This is a genomic window from Streptomyces sp. NPDC045021, assembly GCF_056432645.1.
Window position 1 is genome coordinate 252,722 of the sequence record NZ_JBWKIQ010000001.1, and the last position, 18,587, is coordinate 271,308.

The 18,587-nt window shown below is 70.3% G+C and carries 18 protein-coding genes; 10 read left to right on the plus strand and 8 right to left on the minus strand.

The window, feature by feature from the left end; all coding sequences use genetic code 11:
• Nucleotides 1-58 precede the first annotated feature (58 nt).
• The 4 genes from AC07DC_RS01135 to AC07DC_RS01150 form a co-directional block, all read right to left on the minus strand.
• Nucleotides 59-850 (minus strand): maleylpyruvate isomerase family mycothiol-dependent enzyme, encoded by a 792-nt coding sequence (locus tag AC07DC_RS01135; RefSeq protein ID WP_478910649.1) that lies wholly within the window; start codon nucleotides 848-850, stop codon nucleotides 59-61.
• Between the two features lie 87 nt (nucleotides 851-937).
• A complete protein-coding gene (gene melC2, locus AC07DC_RS01140) occupies nucleotides 938-1,756 on the minus strand; it encodes a tyrosinase MelC2 (RefSeq protein WP_478910651.1) in 819 nt (272 codons plus the stop codon).
• Nucleotides 1,757-1,823: 67 nt separating this feature from the next.
• On the minus strand, nucleotides 1,824-2,234 hold the full coding sequence (gene melC1 / locus AC07DC_RS01145; protein ID WP_478910653.1) for an apotyrosinase chaperone MelC1: 411 nt from the start codon (nucleotides 2,232-2,234) through the stop codon (nucleotides 1,824-1,826).
• A gap of 785 nt (nucleotides 2,235-3,019) precedes the next feature.
• Nucleotides 3,020-3,307: a hypothetical protein gene (locus tag AC07DC_RS01150; RefSeq protein WP_478910654.1), complete on the minus strand. Its 288-nt coding sequence runs from the start codon at nucleotides 3,305-3,307 to the stop codon at nucleotides 3,020-3,022.
• A gap of 303 nt (nucleotides 3,308-3,610) precedes the next feature.
• Here AC07DC_RS01150 and AC07DC_RS01155 point away from each other — a divergent pair, with 303 nt between their 5' ends.
• From AC07DC_RS01155 to AC07DC_RS01165, 3 genes are all read left to right on the plus strand, one after another.
• On the plus strand, nucleotides 3,611-4,903 hold the full coding sequence (locus tag AC07DC_RS01155) for an EfeM/EfeO family lipoprotein (RefSeq protein ID WP_478910655.1): 1,293 nt from the start codon (nucleotides 3,611-3,613) through the stop codon (nucleotides 4,901-4,903).
• Nucleotides 4,900-6,135 (plus strand): iron uptake transporter deferrochelatase/peroxidase subunit, encoded by a 1,236-nt coding sequence (gene efeB, locus AC07DC_RS01160; protein WP_478910657.1) that lies wholly within the window; start codon nucleotides 4,900-4,902, stop codon nucleotides 6,133-6,135. Before AC07DC_RS01155 ends, efeB begins: the two co-directional genes overlap by 4 nt.
• A gap of 195 nt (nucleotides 6,136-6,330) precedes the next feature.
• Complete coding sequence (locus AC07DC_RS01165; protein ID WP_478910659.1) at nucleotides 6,331-8,220, plus strand: phospholipase C; 1,890 nt, start codon at nucleotides 6,331-6,333, stop codon at nucleotides 8,218-8,220.
• Between the two features lie 55 nt (nucleotides 8,221-8,275).
• Here AC07DC_RS01165 and AC07DC_RS01170 read toward each other — a convergent pair whose 3' ends face one another.
• Entirely contained in the window at nucleotides 8,276-8,497 is a 222-nt protein-coding gene (locus AC07DC_RS01170; protein ID WP_478910660.1) for a hypothetical protein, read from the minus strand.
• Here AC07DC_RS01170 and AC07DC_RS01175 point away from each other — a divergent pair.
• Nucleotides 8,480-8,758 carry an MmyB family transcriptional regulator gene (locus tag AC07DC_RS01175; RefSeq protein ID WP_478910662.1) on the plus strand — a complete coding sequence of 93 codons (279 nt, stop codon included), beginning with the start codon at nucleotides 8,480-8,482 and terminating at the stop codon, nucleotides 8,756-8,758. The genes AC07DC_RS01170 and AC07DC_RS01175 overlap by 18 nt on opposite strands.
• Nucleotides 8,759-8,802: 44 nt before the next feature.
• Here AC07DC_RS01175 and AC07DC_RS01180 read toward each other — a convergent pair whose 3' ends face one another.
• Nucleotides 8,803-9,474 carry a TetR/AcrR family transcriptional regulator gene (locus AC07DC_RS01180; protein ID WP_478910664.1) on the minus strand — a complete coding sequence of 224 codons (672 nt, stop codon included), beginning with the start codon at nucleotides 9,472-9,474 and terminating at the stop codon, nucleotides 8,803-8,805.
• Between the two features lie 53 nt (nucleotides 9,475-9,527).
• Between AC07DC_RS01180 and AC07DC_RS01185 the strand changes: the two genes are divergently transcribed.
• The 3 genes from AC07DC_RS01185 to AC07DC_RS01195 all read left to right on the plus strand — a co-directional run bounded on the left by AC07DC_RS01185 (nucleotide 9,528) and on the right by AC07DC_RS01195 (nucleotide 12,583).
• On the plus strand, nucleotides 9,528-10,856 hold the full coding sequence (locus AC07DC_RS01185; protein WP_478910665.1) for an aldehyde dehydrogenase family protein: 1,329 nt from the start codon (nucleotides 9,528-9,530) through the stop codon (nucleotides 10,854-10,856).
• Nucleotides 10,857-10,970: 114 nt separating this feature from the next.
• Complete coding sequence (locus AC07DC_RS01190; RefSeq protein WP_478910667.1) at nucleotides 10,971-12,119, plus strand: serine hydrolase domain-containing protein; 1,149 nt, start codon at nucleotides 10,971-10,973, stop codon at nucleotides 12,117-12,119.
• Between the two features lie 95 nt (nucleotides 12,120-12,214).
• Nucleotides 12,215-12,583 (plus strand): VOC family protein, encoded by a 369-nt coding sequence (locus AC07DC_RS01195; protein WP_478910668.1) that lies wholly within the window; start codon nucleotides 12,215-12,217, stop codon nucleotides 12,581-12,583.
• 26 nt (nucleotides 12,584-12,609) lie between these two features.
• Here AC07DC_RS01195 and AC07DC_RS01200 read toward each other — a convergent pair whose 3' ends face one another.
• Entirely contained in the window at nucleotides 12,610-12,876 is a 267-nt protein-coding gene (locus AC07DC_RS01200; protein ID WP_478910669.1) for a DUF6295 family protein, read from the minus strand.
• 2 nt (nucleotides 12,877-12,878) lie between these two features.
• Nucleotides 12,879-13,622: a dienelactone hydrolase family protein gene (locus tag AC07DC_RS01205; RefSeq protein ID WP_478910671.1), complete on the minus strand. Its 744-nt coding sequence runs from the start codon at nucleotides 13,620-13,622 to the stop codon at nucleotides 12,879-12,881.
• A 141-nt stretch (nucleotides 13,623-13,763) separates the two neighbouring features.
• Here AC07DC_RS01205 and AC07DC_RS01210 point away from each other — a divergent pair, with 141 nt between their 5' ends.
• The 3 genes from AC07DC_RS01210 (at nucleotide 13,764) to AC07DC_RS01220 (ending at nucleotide 18,512) form a co-directional block, all read left to right on the plus strand.
• Nucleotides 13,764-15,332 (plus strand): 3' terminal RNA ribose 2'-O-methyltransferase Hen1, encoded by a 1,569-nt coding sequence (locus tag AC07DC_RS01210; RefSeq protein ID WP_478910673.1) that lies wholly within the window; start codon nucleotides 13,764-13,766, stop codon nucleotides 15,330-15,332.
• Nucleotides 15,329-17,905, plus strand: a complete 2,577-nt coding sequence (locus AC07DC_RS01215; protein WP_478910674.1) for a polynucleotide kinase-phosphatase — start codon at nucleotides 15,329-15,331, stop codon at nucleotides 17,903-17,905. The genes AC07DC_RS01210 and AC07DC_RS01215 overlap by 4 nt, the downstream gene beginning before the upstream one ends.
• A gap of 235 nt (nucleotides 17,906-18,140) precedes the next feature.
• On the plus strand, nucleotides 18,141-18,512 hold the full coding sequence (locus AC07DC_RS01220) for a DUF805 domain-containing protein (protein WP_478910676.1): 372 nt from the start codon (nucleotides 18,141-18,143) through the stop codon (nucleotides 18,510-18,512).
• Nucleotides 18,513-18,587: the final 75 nt, after the last annotated feature.

The window sequence follows — 18,587 nt, forward strand, 5'->3', positions numbered from 1 at the left end:
GGCGGCTTACCCCGCGTCCCAACCTGTCTGAGCAACGGGCCGGGGCGGTCCCGGAGCGTCACCCGAAGCTGACGCGCTCCAGCCAGAAGTCGAGCAACTGCGCGTCGCCAAGGATCTCGATGCCCTCGGTGCGGGCCGGGAGCCGTTTGTAGATGACCAGCAGGAGGTTTGACAGGGGGCCGCGCACGGCGACTGCTGACTTCTCGTGGGCGCGGCGCCAGGCGATGCTGTCGCCGGTGAGATCGACCACCCACTCCGCCCCGGCTTCGGGCGCGGTGTCGGTGGCGTGGAAGTGCAAGGTGCGGCCGGGGCCGAGGAGCTCGCGCATCCAGGGGTGGACCTCGAAGTGCATCGGCAGTGAGCCGAGCTCCATCCATTCGTCGACGGCGTCAAGAGCGACGTCCTCCTCGACCGTGAACTTCGCGCCGATCGCCAGGGTCGCGTCGGCACGGTGCATGACCGTCTCGTGCAGGAAGCGGCGGGCGTAGAACGCGGTGGTGCCTCCGGTGACGGGGGTCCACAGCTTCGCGGCCGGCCCGACGCCGCGCAGCGTTTCCGCCAGCTGCTCGGCGCCCTCGACGAGCCAGGGACCGACCACCGCCGGGTCCTCGTGGGTGTAGGCGTCGAGATCACGGAAGTGGTGGTCCGGAAGCGGCTGCGTCACCCGCTTCCGGACCACCTCCTCGGCCCAGCGTTGGCCGCCGCCGAGATGCCGCACCAGCTGGCCCGCGTTCCAACCTGGGCAGGAAGGCACCGGGACCGTCAGGTCCGCACCCTCGATGGAGGCCTTCAGCAGGCGACTCTGCGCAACGATCTCGGAGCAATAGCGGTCATAGCTCAAAGCGGTCATGACGTGACGATAGACCGCACCGCTGACAGTGGTGCCGCTTTACCGCTGACGCGTCCGCCGCCGGGCGGGCCGGGCGGGCGGGCCGGGTCAGGCGTAGGTGTAGCGGGAGGTGTGGTCGAGCAGGTCGGCCGGGGTGATGTCGTTCCACGGCTTCATGGTCTCGCGCAGGTCGACGACGTCCGGCGTGCCCGCCGCGGGAAGGTACGGCGAGGTCGGGTGCAGGCGCTGCCAGTCCGCCCACAGCTTGTCTATGAAGCAGTGGTGCAGCCAGAACACCGGGTCGTTGGGAGACACGCCGGTGCCCATCTGGCCACCGACCCACACATGGACGCGGTTGTGCAGGTTCACTCCCCGCCAGCCCTCCAGGTGGTTGCGGAAGCCGTTCGACTGGCTGTTCCACGGTGCCATGTCGTAGACGGGCATGGCGAGGACGGAGTCGACCTCGGCCCGGGTCGGCAGGGGTCGGCCTCCGCCGCCGAGCGTGCGGCGCAGGTAACTGCGGGAGTCGACGCGGACGTTCACCGCCCACCGTCCGGAGTTGAACGCGAACGGTCCGGTGGTCACCTGGGCGTCGCCGGCGCGCCCGTCACCGCCGAGGAAGTCCGCGGCCCACAGGGAGGCGGACGCCGTACGGTCCCGGGTCCAGTCCCAGTACGGCAGCATGATCTCGGAATTGACCGACTGGAGCGCCTGCTCGAACTCGAGCAGGAATCTGCGGTGCCAGGGCAGGAAGGACGGCGAGCGGTGCCCGACCCGCTCCCCGTTGTCGACATCGGACATGATGAAGCCGTTGTGTGTGGTGACGAAATCGTCGTACCGGCCACTGCGCTTGAGTTCCAGTACGGCGTCGGTGAAGGCCCGCTTCTGCGCGGACGTGAGGTTCGCCTGGTTCTGACGGACTGCCATGAAGAGTCTTCGTCCTGTTCCGGTGGTTCGCGTTCCGACGGATCGGCTTGCGGTGGGCTGGTTCGGGTCAGGCGACCGGAACGAGCGCGGCGCCCTGCAGCTCGAGCACGGCGGCCCGTGCCGCGGCGCGCGGGGTGGCGAACGTCTCGTAGTGGTTCACCACGCTGATCCAGGAGGAGTCGGCGTTCTGCATCACATGCAGTTCCTTGCCGTCCACGAACACCGCGTAGCCCGGCCCTCCGTGGCGGTGTCCACCGCCGGTCCGCGGCTTGCCCTGTATGCGCCGGCCCCGGTAGGTCTCGTCGAACGCCTCAGGGCCGGTGGTGTGCGGGACCGACTCCGCGGCGTTGTCGATGTCGTTCCCGGTGCGCCGGGCGGCCAGCGCCACCGGCAGGCCCAGCGCGACCCCGGTGAACGCCGCCGCGGCGGCGCCGGTGACAGCGCCCCGCAGCACGCTGCGGCGAGTGAGTTCGGACATGTGCAGCCCCCATCTCTTCGCCTTCGGGGCACAACGGCCCCAGAAGGCAGGATTCCCAACGGGTAGTCACATTTCGTGATCTCCCGACCGGGATGCTTTCAGGCAGCCGCCGCGCGTGGAAAGGAGCGTCTTATGGGTTGGCTCCTTACCGGACATTCCCTCGCAAGATGTGGAAAGTTGAACAGAGTGGATCTTGCAGAACGTCCGTCCCCGTTGGGGATCAGACGCGAAACTCTCCGGAATAGCGCCCCTTGGACGACAAATCCTCGGGTTGTACGGGAAGTATGGTGATGTCCCCCACCAAAAGATCACGACGCAAAGTATGCGGAGGCGGACCGACGCAGACGGCCGGGTCCCGCGGCGCACGATCACGCCGAGGGACCCGGCCGTGGGCCGGTCCTCAACCATCACACCTGCCCAAGGGCGCCCGCGTTGATCAGAACCACGGGGTGCAGCGTGCCGTCCTGTCGTTGCCGGCCTGCACGCAGACGCGAGTCAGCGCGGGGCTGTTGGCCGGCAGGTAGATGCTCTCCATGGTCCGGTGGGGTCGACCCAGATCATGTTCTGGAGGCCGTAGAAGTGGTTGGTGTCGCCGTACTCCGCTCAGTCCATCCAGCCCACGCCCATGCCGGGCCGGCACGTTGGAACGGGAACCCACCGAGGACGTGGAGGTTTGCAGGAGGGACGCACGACCGGGGCGTGGCGCACCCTGCGCCCGTGCCCTGTGCCGGGTGTCTACGTGGCGTCTGCGCCCTCCTGCCGCGTTGCCGGAACGGACCGCCGCCTCACGCCACGAGCCGGGCGGGCATCGTGCGGTCGACGTCGTTCAGCGTCAGAACGCACTGCGGCACGCTGGAGCCGAACCGCGGTTGGTGGATGCGAATCTGGAACGGCTGGGCAGGGTCTTCCGGCAGCTCGGCAGCCAGCACGCTCAGTCCGGCGCCGCGCACCCGCTCGTGGGCGACTTCTTTGCCATCGACCAGCACCTCCACGTCACGGCTCACGCCGGCTCGGATGTTGACGGTGATCGAGTGGCCGAGATGATCCAGGTGGAAATGATGTCGTCGGGGCACAGTGCACCTCCGCAGCGGACCTCACCACCAGCGTAAACCCGTCCTGCCGCTCCTGCTCTTCGCCGGTCGGGGGATACCGGGGCGGTCTGCGCCCGAGGCGATCCGCAGCCGCGACGCGGATCTCACCGGTGTCGCGCAGGGTGCTCCACCGACTGCGCTCCGACAGCGGTCGTGCATGATGGCCCCCGGGTGAACTGCCGACGAATTGTGGCCCACCCGGAACCCCCGCGACCGATCGGGCCGACCGGGATGCCTAGCATGAACGGCGCCGTCATCCCGCTGCCGACACCTTGGAGGCCCGCTGTGCCCAGCCCCGTCTCCGACCCCGGCCAGGACACCGACGAGCTCGCGGAGCGGGTCGCAGTCCCTGACCGGCCCGCATGGCGCGAGCGCCGTCGTCGGCAGGTGTGGGTGGCGGGAGGCGTGGTCGCCGCCGCGATGGCTCTGATCGCGGGGGTCGCCCTATGGGCGGGATCCCCGGACGGCCCGCACACGTCGAACCCGGCGCCGCCGCAGGCGGCCGACGGGCTGCGGCACACGGCCGTGGAGGTCTCCCGGAGCAGCTGCGGAAGTGGCTGGGTGCGCCCGCAACCGGGTACGCAGGTGTTCGACCTCCGCAACACCTCCAGCGGGGCGACCGAGGTCGATCTGCTGGATCCGACGACCGGCGCGGTCTACGGCGAGGTGGAGGGGCTGGCTCCCGGCACGACCCGGCCGATGCGCGTGGTCCTCGGGAGCGGTGCGTACGCGTTCAAGTGCCTGCCCGACGACGCGGACGCGGTCACCGGTCCCACGGTCCGGGTCAGCGGGTCGGCCGCTCGCGGACCGGCGGCTCTGCCCGTGACCGAGCACGATCTCATCCCGCCGACGCTGGCCTACCAGCGGTGGATCCAGGCAAGGACCGTCGAGCTGGCGGAGCGGACCGATGCGCTGCGGGATGCCGTCGCCGCCGGCGATCTGGCGACGGCCCGGCGCGCGTGGCTGCCCGCGCACCTGGTGTACGAGCGGATGGGGGCGGCGTACGGAACCTTCGGGGACGCGGACTCCGCGATCAACGGCACCACGGCAGGACTGCCCGCCGGCAGCGCCGACCCCGGCTTCGCGGGCTTCCACCGGGTCGAGTACGGGCTGTGGCACGGAGAGTCCGCGGCATCGCTGCGCGGTCCCGCGAACGCTCTCGCACAGGCCGTGCGGGCGCTGCGCGACGGATGGCCGCAGCAGCGGGTGGATCCGGGAGAGCTGGGGCTGCGCGCGCACGAGATCCTGGAGAACACCGTGCAGCGGGAACTGACCGGGCGCACCGACTACGGCAGCGGCAGCAACCTCGCCACCGCCCGCGCCAATCTCGACGGGACGCGTGAACTGCTCGGCCGGCTGCGGCCTCTGCTGACGCCCCGGTTGCCGGAACTGCCGCAACTGGACTCCTGGTTGGACCGCACCCAGCACACCCTGGACTCCTTCGACCGGGACGGGACGTGGGCGCCGCTGGGCACGCTGGCTCGCGCGGACCGGGAGCGGATCAACAGCGACATGAGTGAACTGGTGGAACGGTTGGCCCCCGTGGCGGCCCTGTGCGACGTGCGGAGAACGACATGAGCGAGGTGCGGCGACGCGGCTTCCTGCGCGGTGCGGCCGCCGGAATCGGGACGGCGGTGGCCGGGGCGGCGATATCGGGCGCCGAACCCGGAGCGGCCACCGCCGCTGCCGGCTCCACGGACACACCCGCCGGTGCGCCTGTTGATTTCCACGGCGTGCACCAGGGCGGAATCCTCACACCGACCCAGCGCGCCACGACGATGGTCTCGTTCGACGTGACCGCCGGGGACCGCCGGGAGCTGACCGAGCTCCTTCGCACGCTCACCGACCGGGCCCGGTTCCTGGCCACCGGCGGGACCCCGCCCCCGGTCGGGATCACCGCACCGCCGTCCGACTCGGGGGTGCTCGGACCGCAGGTCCCGACGGGTGGTCTGACCGTCACGGCCGGGGCAGGAAGCTCCCTGTTCGACGACCGCTTCGGGCTGGCCGGCCGGAAGCCGCTGCGGCTGGGCGTGATGCCGTCGTTCCCCGACGACGATCTGGACCCGGCCTGGTGCCATGGCGATCTGAGCCTGCAGCTCTCCGCGAGCAGCCCCGACGTCGTGCTGCATGCCCTGCGCGACATCGCCCGCCACACCCGCGGCGGCATGCAGGTCCGCTGGCGGATGGACGGCTTCACCAGCCCGCCCCGCCCGAGCGGTACGCCTCGCAACCACCTGGGGTTCAAGGACGGCACGGCCAACCCGGACACCTCCAAGGCGGCCGAGGCAGACCGCTTGCTCTGGGTGGGCGCGGGGGCCGAACCGCCATGGACCACCGGCGGCACCTACCAGGTGGTGCGGCTGATCCGGATGTTGGTCGAGTTCTGGGACCGGATCTCGATCACCGAGCAGGAGCGGATGTTCGGCCGCAGCCGGGACACCGGCGCGCCGCTCGACGGCTCCGACGAGTTCGACGCCCCCAAGTACCCGCAGGATCCCAAGGGCGATGTGATCCCGCTCGACAGCCATATCCGCCTCGCCAACCCCCGCACCCCGCAGACCGAGGGCCGGCGAATCCTGCGCCGCGGCTACAACTACGACCGGGGCATGGACAGCAACGGCAACCTCGACATGGGGTTGATCTTCTCCTGCTACCAGCAGGACCTGGTCCGGCAGTTCGAGACCGTGCAGAAGCGCCTGGCGGGTGAGCCGCTGGTGGACTACGTCAAGCCGTTCGGCGGCGGCTACTTCTTCGTCCTGCCCGGAGTGCGGGACCGCGCCGACTGGCTGGGCCGGACCCTGCTCGCCTAGAAGATCGGATTTGCGCCCATAGCGGAGCAACATCCCGCCGGGAACGGTCAACGATACGTCAAGCTTTGGCCTGTTATTCCTGACCGGCTGTTCACCCGCACGACACTGAGTGGCTGTCAGGGTGTCGCGGACCGCACGAAAGATCGCGTTCCGTAACGTACATCGCGACCGGTCGACAGCGGAGGCTGACAGAGCATGGGCAACACAGGAAGAGCGACGGGACCGGGGCGCCGGGCGGTGCGCTGGGGAGCATTCGCCGGTGCCGCGGCGCTCACCCTTCTCGGCGGGGCCGGCCCCGCCCGGGCGGACTCCGCCGACCACCACGCCGGCGGCGGCACGACGGCCACTCCGGTCAAGCATCTGGTCGTCATCTTCCAGGAGAACGTCTCCTTCGACCACTACTTCGGCACGTACCCGGTGGCGGCGAACACCGACGGAACGCCGTTCACCGCGGACAAGCACACGCCGAAGAACATCGACACCCTGCGCACCGCCGGTCTGCTGACGAAGAACCCGAACCAGTACGCGCCCAAGCGCCTCACCCCGCAGCAGGCCATGACCTGCGACCAGAACCACAACTACGGCCCCGAGCAGTACGCGGCCAACGGCGGCAAGGCCGACCAGTACGTCCAGAACACCGACTCCGGCAAGTGTTCCGGCAGCCTGTTCGGCGAGCCCGGCCTGGTCATGGACTACTACGACGGCAACACCGTCACCGGGCTGTGGAACTACGCCCAGCACTACTCGCTCGGCGACAACTCCTACGGCACGACCTACGGGCCGTCCACTCCCGGGGCGCTCAACCTGGTCTCCGCGCAGACCCACGGAGTGATCTCCGTCGACCCGGCCTCCGGCACCGAGCACCCGAAGCAGACCGCGACGCCCGACCCGTACACGGTCGTATCGCCCGACGCCAAGGGCGTCGGCACGCTGATCAACGATCCTGACCCGGCCTTCGACGACTGCTCGGACAAGGACCACACCAGCAAGAACGCGCTGGCGGTCATGCAGGGCCGCAACATCGGCGATCTGCTCAACAGCCAGAAAGTCAGCTGGGGCTGGTTCCAGGGCGGCTTCCGCCCCAGCACCACGTGGGACGGCCAGCAGGATCACTACGCGCAATGCTCCGGCAGTACCCACACCAACGTGGGCGGCGCCTCGGTCGTCGACTACAGCCCGCACCACTCGCCGTTCCAGTACTACAAGTCCACGTCCAACCCGCACCACCTCGCGCCCGCCAACGTCGCCGAGATCGGCCACGACGGGCAGGCCAACCACAACTACGACCTCACCGACTTCGACAGCGCGCTGAAGGCCGGCAGCCTGCCCGCCGTCAGCTTCCTCAAGGCGCCGGAGTTCCAGGACGGCCACGCCGCCTACTCCGACCCGATCGATGAGCAGCACTTCCTCGTCGACCAGATCAACAAGGTGCAGCAGTCACCGCAGTGGAAGGACACCGCCGTCGTCGTCGCCTACGACGACTCCGACGGCTGGTACGACCACGCCTACGCCAAGCCGGCGAACGGCTCGAAGAACACCGCGATCGGCTCCAACGGCAAGACCATCGACAGCCCCGCCTGCCAGGCCGGCCCCGCCGCGGCCGGCGGCTATGCCGACCGCTGTGGGCCCGGGACCCGCCAGCCGCTGCTGGTCATCTCCCCCTACAGCAAGGTCAACTCCGTTGACCACACCCGCACCGAGCAGGCCTCGATCACCCGGTTCATCGAGGACAACTGGCACACCGACCGTATCGGTGACGCCTCCTTCGACGCCCGCGCCGGATCGCTCACGTCTGCCTTCGACTTCAAGCACCCCAACGGCAAGCAGGTCCTGCTCAATGCGGACGGCTCGGTGAAGTCCGTCAAGGACATCCCCAAGAACCCGGCGCCTTCCGCCGACCCGTCCCCGTCGACATCGACATCGACGAGCGGCAACAACAACACATCTCCGCAGACACTCGCCGACACCGGTTCCTCCTCGGCCGTCCTGCCCCTCGGCATCACCGCCGGAGCGCTCGCGGCCGGCGGCGCCGGCATCGCCTTCATGCTCCACCGCCGCAAGACACGTACGACCACCGCCGGATAGGCAACCACGAACGACGGCCGCCCCCGGGGAGACCCGGCGGGCGGCCCGACGTCGCTCAGCCCGTGGGCGGCGCGGTGATGAGCGGGGTGAGTTGGTGGATGTCGTGGCGGGCGCGGATCGCCGCGATCTCGGCCGGGTCGGGCGGACCTCCGGCGCCGAGCGCGTCGGCGACCTCCTGGAGATAGGTCTCGTGGCCGGCCGGGGAGACGAGGAAGAGCATCCGTGCGCGGCGGCGCGTGCGGTGCTCAGTCAGTTCCGGGTGGCTGTCGGGCAGCAACCGGACGACCCGCGATTCGCCGTCATGGTGGCCGAATTGACCGAGGCCAGCCCGGAATTCCGGGCCTGGTGGGCGGAGTACCCGGTCCGCTCCTTCCGGCCTACGACGACCGAGATCGATCACCCCGAGATCGGGCGGCTCGCCCTGGAGATCTTCCAGGTCCGCCCGGTCGAGGATCCCGACCCCTGCTCCTGGTGCTGCAGGTGCCCGTGGACAAGGACGGCCTCCAGCGGGTTTTTCTCGCTGCTCGACGGCTCCTGAGAGCGAACCCGGCGGGTCGGGCGGAGCGGGCGGCGTCAGGCTCGTCAGGCGGGCCGAGCCCCGAGGGCGCGCAGCAGGAACGGGCGCAGCTCGCGGACCATCGCCTCGCCCGTCGGCGCTTCGTCCTTCGGAGCTTCCTCCGTCGGTACTTCCTCGGTCGGTACGTCGTGCGGCGATGCCGGGCCGGGCGTCAGGAAGACCCGGCTGACCATCGCTCCCACCACCAGGTCGGCCAGCACATGCGTGTCCTCCAGGGGCGGGATGTCGCCCCGCGCGACCGCGCGCCGTACCAACGCGGCGGCCCGGTCGCGGACGGGCTGGACGACGGCGTCGTCGAGGACGCGGGCCAGCGCCGGGTTGTGCGCGGCCTCGCCGATCAGGACGTGCAGCAGCCGGCCCCCCGGCCCGTCCAGTGTCCGGGCCTTGTCCCGCAGGAGCGCGGTGAGGTCTCCGTCGAGGGTGCCGGTGTCCTCGCCCGGTCCGAGATCGCGGGCCCACTGGGTGGCGGTACCGATGACCAGGTCCTGCTTGGAACTCCACCGGCGGTAGAGCGTCGCCGTGGACACGCCCGCCCGCTTGGCGACCTCGGCCGTCGTCAGCCCGCCGTAGCCCTTCTCGTACAGGACCTCCAACGTGGCTTCGAGCAGGACCCGGTCACGGCCGACGTCACGGCGCCTGCCGCGTACGGGGGAATCGTTCTCGGTGTGATCGGTCACGTCATCAGAGTATACGAAACGAAAGCTTTTCGTTTTGTGTACCGTGGGGTCTCATGACACACCATGACGAAACCCCGGATCTGGACGCCGCCGGCCTCGTGAGCCGGCTGCGCTCGACCTTCGCCACCGGCCGCACCAAGCCGACGGCCTGGCGCCACGCCCAGCTCGAAGCCCTGCGCACCCTGCTCGTCGACAACAGCGACGAGATCACCGCTGCCCTGCGGGCCGACCTGGGAAAGGGCCCCAAGGAGGGGTACCGGACCGAGGTCGGCTTCACCATCAACGAGATCGACCACACCCTCGAGCACCTCGACAGCTGGCTGGCCCCGCGCCCCGCCGCGCTTCCCGACAAGCTCCTGCCGGCGCAGGCGTACGTCGTCCGTGACCCGCTCGGCGTAGTCCTGGTCATCGCGCCGTGGAACTATCCGCTCCAGCTCGCCCTGACGCCGCTGCTCGGAGCGCTGGCGGCGGGCAACTGCGTCGTCGTCAAGCCCAGCGAGCTGGCGCCCGCGACCTCCGCCGTGATGGCCCGCCTCCTCCCCCACTACCTCGACACCGAGGCCGTGGCGGTCGTCGAAGGCGCGATCCCGGAGACCACCGCGCTACTGGAGCAGCACTTCGACCACATCTTCTACACCGGCAACGGTGCGGTCGGCCGGATCGTCATGACCGCCGCCGCCAAGCACCTGACCCCGGTCACGCTGGAGCTCGGCGGCAAGAGCCCCGTGGTCCTCGACCAGGACGCCGATCTGGTGGCCGCGGCGCAGCGGATCGTGTTCGGGAAGTTCCTCAACGCCGGCCAGACCTGCGTCGCCCCCGACTACGTCCTGGCGATCGGCGACACCGCCAAGGCCGTCGAGCCGCATCTCGCCTCGGCCGTGCACGATCTGTACGGCGCCGATCCCGCCGCCTCCTCCGAGTACGGGCGGATCGTCAACGAGCGGCACTTCGACCGGCTCACCGGGCTCCTCGACAGCGGACGCACCGTGGCCGGCGGCACGCACGACCGCACGACGCGCTACCTGGCGCCCACCGTGCTCGCCGATGTCTCCCCCGACTCCCCTGTGATGAAGGAGGAGATCTTCGGCCCGGTCCTCCCGATCGTCTCCGTACCGGACCTCGACGCCGCGATCGCGTTCATCAACGGGCGCGACAAGCCGCTCGCGCTGTACGCGTTCACCGCGTCCGACGACACCAAGCAGCGGCTGCTGGCCGAGACCTCGTCCGGCGCGCTCACCTTCGGGATCCCGGTGGCCCATCTCACCGCCCCCGAGCTGCCGTTCGGCGGCGTCGGCGAGAGCGGGATGGGCCGGTACCACGGCGAGTACTCGATCGACACCTTCAGCCACAGCAAGGCGGTGCTGGACAAGCCGCTGTCCTGAGGGAGAGTGAGTGTGCGGCTGATCGGGCCGGGCAGGATCTGACGGCTCAGGCCCGATGATTCTGTGCCGCAGCGGGAGTCCTACCTCTGACCGCACACTCGAGAAGGTGGACCGATGACGAACCTGCACGACATCCTGAAAACGCACGTCAGCGATGGACCGGTACCGGGCGCGGTGGGCCTGGTGGCCCGCGGTGATCAGGTCGAGGTGCAGGTCGTCGGTTCCGCCGACGTCAACGGCACCTCACCGATGGCCAGGGATTCGATCTTCCGCATCGCCTCGATCACCAAGCCCGTCGTTGCCGCGGCGGTCATGATGCTGGTCGACGACGGCCGGATCGCGCTGGACGACCCGGTCGAGCGATGGCTGCCGGAACTGGCGTCACCGACGGTCGTCCGGACGCCGTCCAGCCCGGTCGACGACGTCGTCCCGGCGGCCAGAGCGATCACCGTGGCCGACCTGCTCGCCTTCCGTGCCGGTTACGGCTTCCCTTCCGACTTCTCGCTGCCGGCGGTCGGCCTGCTGTTCAGCGAGCTGAAGCAAGGACCGCCGCAGCCGCAGCTCACCGCGGCGCCGGACGCCTGGATGGCGGTGCTCTCCCGCATTCCGCTCCTCCACCAGCCGGGCGAGGCCTGGCTGTACAACACCTGCTCCGACATCCTGGGCGTGCTGATCGCCCGGGTCGCGGGTCGCCCGTTGCCCGAGTTCCTGGCCGAGCGGCTGTTCGAACCGCTCGCCATGGTCGACACCGGATTCGAGGTGCCGGCCGCCAAACTCGACCGGTTCACCAGCTACTACCGGGCCGATCCCGCGGGCGGCCTGGAACTGGTCGACGCCCCGGACGGGCAGTGGAGCAGCCTTCCGGCGTTCCCGTCCGGCGCCGGCGGCCTGGTCTCGACCGTCGACGACTGGCACTCCTTCGCCCGGCTGCTGCTCGCCGACGGCACCGTCGACGGCCGACAGCTCCTGTCGCCCGAATCCGTGCGCCAGATGACCTCCGACCACCTGACCGCGCCCCAACGCGAGGCCGGCAAGCTGTTCCTGGAAGGCCAGGGCTGGGGCTTCGGCGGATCCGTCGACGTCGCGGCCATCGACCCCTGGAACGTCCCGGGACGCTACGGCTGGGTCGGCGGCACCGGAACCACGGCCCACATCACCCCGTCCACCGGCGCGGTCACCATCCTGCTCACCCAACTCGAAATGACCGGACCGACCCCGCCCACCGTGATGCGGGACTTCTGGCGCTATGCGGCCGACGCCTGAGCGTTGGAAGCAGGCGAGGGGGAGCGGACCCGTTCGTCCCGCCTCCGCAACACCGTCGCTGCGCCGGTTCTGCCGCCGACTGCCAGAATCGGCACATGCTGAGAATCGGCTCCATCGTGCTGGGTGTCTCGGACGTGCCGCGCGCGGCGGCCTTCTGGACGGAAGCCCTGGGATACGTCCCGCGCGAGGAGATGGAGGACGACTGGGTGGTCCTGGTACCGGCGAAAGGAGTCGGGGCACAGCTGTCCCTCGGCCTCAGTGAGACGCCGGTCCAGGACCGACCGCGTATCCATCTCGACCTCTACGCCGGCGACGCGGCCGACCAGGCCGCCGAGGTCGAGCGCCTGCTGTCTCTCGGCGCCCAGCGCGTCGACTGGGATTTCTATCCCGACGACGCCGACTTCATCGTGCTCGCCGACCCCGAGGGCAATCGCTTCTGCGTCATCGACACCGCCCATGGCTGACGCGCCACGCGCGGCCGTGGGGGTCGTCAGACGGCCAGTTCGGCGGGGACAGCCGCCAAGGCCGCCTGGATGGCGGCGACCAGGTGGCGGGCGGATTCTGCGGTCAGCTCCAGGGCGACTCGGGCCGAGGGGCCTTTGGACGGGGCGGCGAAGTCGATGTTGAGGGTGTGTTCGGCCATGGCGTGCACGGGGTGGTCGAAGTACACCGTCACATCGGTGACGTGGAACCAGGAGCCGTTCGGCCCCTTGGCGCTGCCTTCGATGGAGTCCTTGACGGTGGTGTAGGTGCACATGCTCAAGCCCCCAGGTGGGCGGCGTAGAAGGCGGTGATCCGTTCCCAGCCGTCGTTGGCCGCCGCCACGTTGTAGGCGGGGCGGTCCGTCGAGAAGAAGCCGTGGCCCGCGCCCGCGTAGCTGTGGAACTCGAAATCCTTGCCGTTGGCGGTCAGGATCTTCTCCAACTCGGCCACCTGCTCGGGGCTGGGGTGGCTGTCCTCGGCGCCGAACAGGCCCAGGAGTGGGGAGCGCAGCCGGGGCAACTGGTCGACCAGGTTGGTGACCCGCAGGGGGAAGCCCTCCGGCACGGTGCCGGTGACGAACGCGCCGTAGCAGTCCACCGCGGCGTCCAGGTCGAGGTGGCACGCCACGAGCACGCTCTGCCGGCCGCCCGAGCAGTAGCCGATGACGCCGACCTTGCCGTTGGAAGTGGGCAGCTCCCGCAGGTGGGCCGCGGCAGCAGAGACGTCCCCGATCACGCGCGCGTCCGGCGCTCCGCCGTTGGCCCTTGCCACGGCGGCCGCGTCGTCGGGGGCGGCCCGCGGCGCCTCGCGGAAGAAGAGGTTGGGGCAGATCGCGTCGTAGCCGAGCTCGGCGAAACGGCGGACGATCTCCTTGCTGCCCCGGTCGTAACCGGGCATGTGGTGGATGACGATGACGCCACCGCGCCGCTCCTGTCCCTCGGGCCGGGCCAGATACGCCTCGATCTCGTCGCCGTCGTGACCGGTGATTCGGATGGTTGACGCGGTCAGGGAATCACTCATGGGACAGCTATATCAGTGGCCCTGGATCCCGACCAACCGGGCGTCCCGCCGCGTCCGCACGAAGCGGCGAGAGGCCGCAAGCCGCCTACCGTGACCAAAATTGCCTGGTCACGGCGGGTGAACCCGTCGATACTCGGGCGTGTGTTCCTGACGATATCTCTCACCGGCAGCGACGAGCGTCCCGCGACGGACCTCGGCTTCCTGCTGCACAAGCATCCGGAAAAGGCTCAGGCCTTCTCGACCTCCTATGGCGACGCGCACGTCTTCTACCCCGAGGCGTCCGCACAGATCTGCACGGCCGCGCTTCTGCTGGAGGTGGATCCGGTCGCGCTGGTGCGTCGCGCCAAGGGCAAGGGCAAGGACCGGGGCGGGGCGCCCGACGCGGCGCTCGCGCAGTATGTGAACGACCGGCCGTACGCGGCCTCGTCGCTGCTGGCCGTCGCGTTGCGCACGGTGTTCTCCAGCGCGCTGCGCGGAGAGTGCCGCACGCACCCCGAGCGCGCCGCGGCCCCGCTGCCGCTGCGGATCGAGGTGCCGGTGCTGCCCGCCCGTGGCGGCGCCGATCTGGTGCGGGCGCTGTTCGAGCCGCTGGGGTGGACCGTCGGAGCCGAACCCATCGCGCTGGACCCGCAGTTCCCCGAGTGGGGCGACTCGCGGTACGTACGGCTGACGCTGGAGGGCGAGCTGCGGCTGTCGGACGCGCTGCGCCACCTGTACGTCCTGCTGCCGGTGCTGGACGACTCCAAGCACTACTGGATCTCACCCGACGAGGTCGACAAGCTGCTGCGCTTCGGTGAGGGTTGGCTGGAGAACCACCCCGAGCAACAGCTGATCGCCAGCCGCTATCTGTCGCGCCGCTGGGCCCTGACGCGCCAGGCCATGGAGCGCCTGGAGCTGGCCCGGCTCGCCGACGCCGACGACATCGAGGTCGAGGAGATCGACAACGCGGTCGACGAGAGCGCGGACACGGAGGAGAAGCCCGTACCGCTGGCCGCCCGGCGCCGCGACGCGATCCTGGAGGCACTGCGCTCCGCGGGCGCGGCCCGCGTGCTGGACCTCGGCTGCGGCCAGGGCCAGTTGGTCGGCGAGCTGCTGAAGGACGTCCGCTTCACCGAGATCGTCGGTGTCGACGTGTCCGTGCGGGCGCTGAACGCGGCGGCCCGTCGGCTGCGCCTGGAGCAGATGGGCGACCGCAGGGCCGCCCGCGTCAAGCTCCTGCAGGGCTCGCTCACGTACACCGACACCCGGCTCAGGGGCTATGACGCCGCGGTGCTCAGCGAGGTCATCGAGCACCTCGACCTGCCGCGGCTGCCGGCCCTGGAGTACGCCGTGTTCGGCGCGGCCCGGCCCGAGACCGTCGTCGTCACCACTCCGAACGCGGAGTACAACGTGCGCTGGGAGACGCTGCCGGCAGGACACGTCCGGCACTCGGACCACCGGTTCGAGTGGACCCACGCGGAATTCCGCGACTGGGCGGACCGTGTCGCGCGGCGGCACGGGTACGACGTGGCGTACGTCCCCGTAGGGCCCGACGACCCCGAGGTCGGCCCGCCGACCCAGCTGGCGGCCTTCACCCGAAGCACCGGGAGCACCCCAAGCACCGGGAGCACCCGGAGCACCGCACAGCTCGACGAGCAGCCCGCCACGGACTCGGCGCACCCGCAGACCGCGCACACCCCGCCGACCCCGAAGGAGGAGTCAGCCGCATGACCAGCAAGCGCACGCTTCCCGTGACCGACCTGTCCCTCGTGGTCCTCGTCGGAGCGACCGGCTCCGGCAAGTCGACGTTCGCGGCCCGCCACTTCAAGCCCACCGAGATCCTCTCCTCCGACTTCTGCCGCGGCCTGGTCAGCGACGACGAGAACGACCAGAGCGCCAGCCGTGACGCCTTCGAGGTGCTGCACTTCGTCGCGGGCAAGCGGCTCGCCGCCGGACGCCTGACCGTCATCGACGCGACCAGCGTGCAGAGCGAGAGCCGCAAGCAGCTCGTCAACCTGGCCCGCCAGTACGACGTGCTGCCGATCGCCATCGTCCTCGACGTGCCCGAGCAGGTCTGCGCCGAGCGCAACGCCGCGCGCCCCGACCGGGCCGCCATGCCCAAGCACGTCATCCAGCGCCACCAGCGCGAACTGCGTCGCTCCCTGCGCGGGCTGGAGCGCGAGGGCTTCCGCAAGGTGCACATCCTGCGCGGCACCGAGGAGATCGACAGCGCCGAGATCGTCCTGGAGCGCCGCTACAACGACCTGCGGCACCTGAGCGGACCGTTCGACATCATCGGTGACATCCACGGCTGCCGATCCGAGCTGGAGACGCTGCTGACCAAGCTCGGCTACGCCCTGGAACGGGACGCCGCGGAACGTCCGATCGGCGCCGCGCACCCGCTCGGGCGCACCGCCGTGTTCGTCGGCGACCTCGTCGACCGCGGTCCCGACAGCCCCGGCGTGCTGCGCCTCGTCATGGGCATGGTCGCCGCCGGCTCGGCGCTGTGCGTACCGGGCAACCACGAGAACAAGCTCGGCCGCCATCTCAAGGGCCGCAAGGTGCAGCACACCCACGGCCTCGCCGAGACCATCGAGCAGCTGCAGAAGACCGCCCAGGAAGAGCCGGAGTTCGGCGCCCGCGCGCTGGAGTTCATCGAGTCGCTCGTCAGCCACTACGTGCTCGACGAGGGCAAGCTCGTGGTCTGCCACGCCGGTCTCCCGGAGAAGTACCACGGCCGCACCTCCGGCCGGGTCCGGTCGCACGCGCTCTACGGGGACACCACCGGCGAGACCGACGAGTTCGGTCTGCCCGTCCGCTACCCGTGGGCCGAGGAGTACCGGGGCCGCGCCACCGTCGTCTACGGGCACACGCCCGTTCCCGACACCTCGTGGATCAACAACACCATCTGCCTCGACACCGGCGCGGTGTTCGGCGGGAAGATGACCGCGCTGCGCTGGCCCGAGCGTGAACTCGTCGACGTTCCGGCCGAGCGGGTCTGGTACGAGCCGGCGAAGCCGCTCGTCACGCAGACACCGGGCGGCCAGGACGGCCGGCCGCTGGACCTCGCCGACGTGGCGGGCCGTCGCGCCGTCGAGACGTCGCAGCACGGCAGAGTCGCGGTCCGTGAGGAGAACGCGGCGGCCGCGCTGGAGGTCATGAGTCGGTTCGCGGTCGACCCGCGGCTGCTCGCCTACCTGCCGCCGACGATGTCGCCCTGCGCGACCTCGCAGGAGGAGGGCTATCTGGAGCACCCGCACGAGGCCTTCGCGGCGTACCGCGCCGACGGCGTGCGCCAGGTGGTGTGCGAGGAGAAGCACATGGGCTCGCGCGCGGTGGCGCTGCTCTGCCGTGACGCCGAGGTGGCACGGGCGCGCTTCGGTATCACCGAGCCGGGGGTGAGCGGAGCCCTGCACACCCGCACCGGGCGCCCGTTCTTCGACGACCAGGCCGTCACCGAGCAGATCCTGGCGCGCCTGCGGGAGGCCGTCACCGCTGCCGGGCTGTGGGACGAACTGGACACGGACTGGCTGCTGCTCGACGCCGAGTTGATGCCCTGGTCGCTGAAGGCGTCCGGCCTGCTGCGCCGGCAGTACGCCGCCGTGGGCGCGGCCTCGGGCGCGGTGTTCCCGGGCGCGATCGCCGCCCTGGAGGCCGCTTCGGCACGCGGCACGGGGGTGTCGGAGCTGCTCGCGCGCCAGCGCGGCCGGGCCACCGACGCCGCCGCGTTCACCGACGCGTACCGGCGCTACTGCTGGCCGACCGAGGGCCTGGACGGGGTGCGTCTGGCGCCCTTCCAGATCCTGGCGGCCCAGGGCCGCAGCCTCGCCGCGCTCCCGCACGACGAGCAGCTGACCCTGATCGACCGTCTGGTCTCCAACGACCCGACGGGACTGCTGCAGTCGACCCGCCGGCTCGTCGTCGACACCACCGACGAGCAGTCGGTCGCGGCGGGCACCGACTGGTGGCTGGAGCTGACCGGCGCCGGCGGCGAGGGCATGGTCGTCAAACCGCTCCAGGCTCTGGTACGTGGTGAGAACGGTCGGCTCGTGCAGCCCGGCATCAAGTGCCGGGGCCGCGAGTACCTGCGGATCATCTACGGTCCCGAGTACACCCGGCCGGAGAACCTCGCCAAGCTGCGCTCCCGGTTCCTGGGCCACAAGCGCTCGCTCGCACTGCGCGAGTACGCACTCGGCCTGGAGGCCCTGGACCGGCTCTCGGCGGGCGAACCCCTGTGGCGGGTCCACGAGGCGGTCTTCGCGGTGCTGGCTCTGGAGTCCGAACCGGTCGACCCCCGGCTGTGATCCCGGATCCGGGCCCCGCCGGCGTCCTGTCTCCAGGGCGCCGGCGGGGCGCACAACCGATGGCGGTGCCCCCCGGATCCGCTCCACTGATCCGCTCCGCGCCCGCGCCCGCGCCCGCGCCCGCGCCTCCGGCCAAGCGGACATATCCCTTGACCGGTGCACATCACGCCCTTAAGGTTCTCCCGTCTGGCTTGATCCACTAGGACGGGCCACATCAGTCCTATGGGGGGACGAAATGCACTACTACCTCGATGTACTCAAGAAATACGCCGTATTCGGCGGCCGCGCGCGGTGCAGGGAATACTGGATGTTCACCCTGATCAACACCGCCATCTGGATTCCGCTGGCGATCCTCGACTTCGTGCTCGACACGAAGCCGTTGCTCGAATTGGTGTACCTCGTTCCCACGTTCCTCCCCGTCCTGGGAGTCACCGTCCGACGGCTGCACGACTCCGGTCGCAGAGGCTGGTGGGTGCTCATCAACCTCATCCCCTTCGCGGGCCTGATCTGCATGCTGGTCATGCTCAGCTCCGACAGCGAGCAGCAGACCAACGCATACGGCCCGAACCCCAAGGCCGTCCCGGTGCAGGACGCCCACTTCGCCTGACCACCGGCCGCCGAGGCACAGCGGAGAATGACGTTCCGCTGACCGCCGGCACCCGCACTCCCCTGACTGCCCACC

Bases quoted from the DNA above. Each gene is read 5' to 3' on its own strand.
- AC07DC_RS01135 (WP_478910649.1), bottom strand. From the start codon at position 850: ATGACCGCTTTGAGCTATGACCGCTATTGCTCCGAGATCGTTGCGCAG.
- melC2 (WP_478910651.1), bottom strand. From the start codon at position 1,756: ATGGCAGTCCGTCAGAACCAGGCGAACCTCACGTCCGCGCAGAAGCGG.
- melC1 (WP_478910653.1), bottom strand. From the start codon at position 2,234: ATGTCCGAACTCACTCGCCGCAGCGTGCTGCGGGGCGCTGTCACCGGC.
- efeB (WP_478910657.1), top strand. From the start codon at position 4,900: ATGAGCGAGGTGCGGCGACGCGGCTTCCTGCGCGGTGCGGCCGCCGGA.
- AC07DC_RS01165 (WP_478910659.1), top strand. From the start codon at position 6,331: ATGGGCAACACAGGAAGAGCGACGGGACCGGGGCGCCGGGCGGTGCGC.
- AC07DC_RS01185 (WP_478910665.1), top strand. From the start codon at position 9,528: ATGACACACCATGACGAAACCCCGGATCTGGACGCCGCCGGCCTCGTG.
- AC07DC_RS01190 (WP_478910667.1), top strand. From the start codon at position 10,971: ATGACGAACCTGCACGACATCCTGAAAACGCACGTCAGCGATGGACCG.
- AC07DC_RS01195 (WP_478910668.1), top strand. From the start codon at position 12,215: ATGCTGAGAATCGGCTCCATCGTGCTGGGTGTCTCGGACGTGCCGCGC.
- AC07DC_RS01200 (WP_478910669.1), bottom strand. From the start codon at position 12,876: ATGTGCACCTACACCACCGTCAAGGACTCCATCGAAGGCAGCGCCAAG.
- AC07DC_RS01205 (WP_478910671.1), bottom strand. From the start codon at position 13,622: ATGAGTGATTCCCTGACCGCGTCAACCATCCGAATCACCGGTCACGAC.
- AC07DC_RS01215 (WP_478910674.1), top strand. From the start codon at position 15,329: ATGACCAGCAAGCGCACGCTTCCCGTGACCGACCTGTCCCTCGTGGTC.
- AC07DC_RS01220 (WP_478910676.1), top strand. From the start codon at position 18,141: ATGCACTACTACCTCGATGTACTCAAGAAATACGCCGTATTCGGCGGC.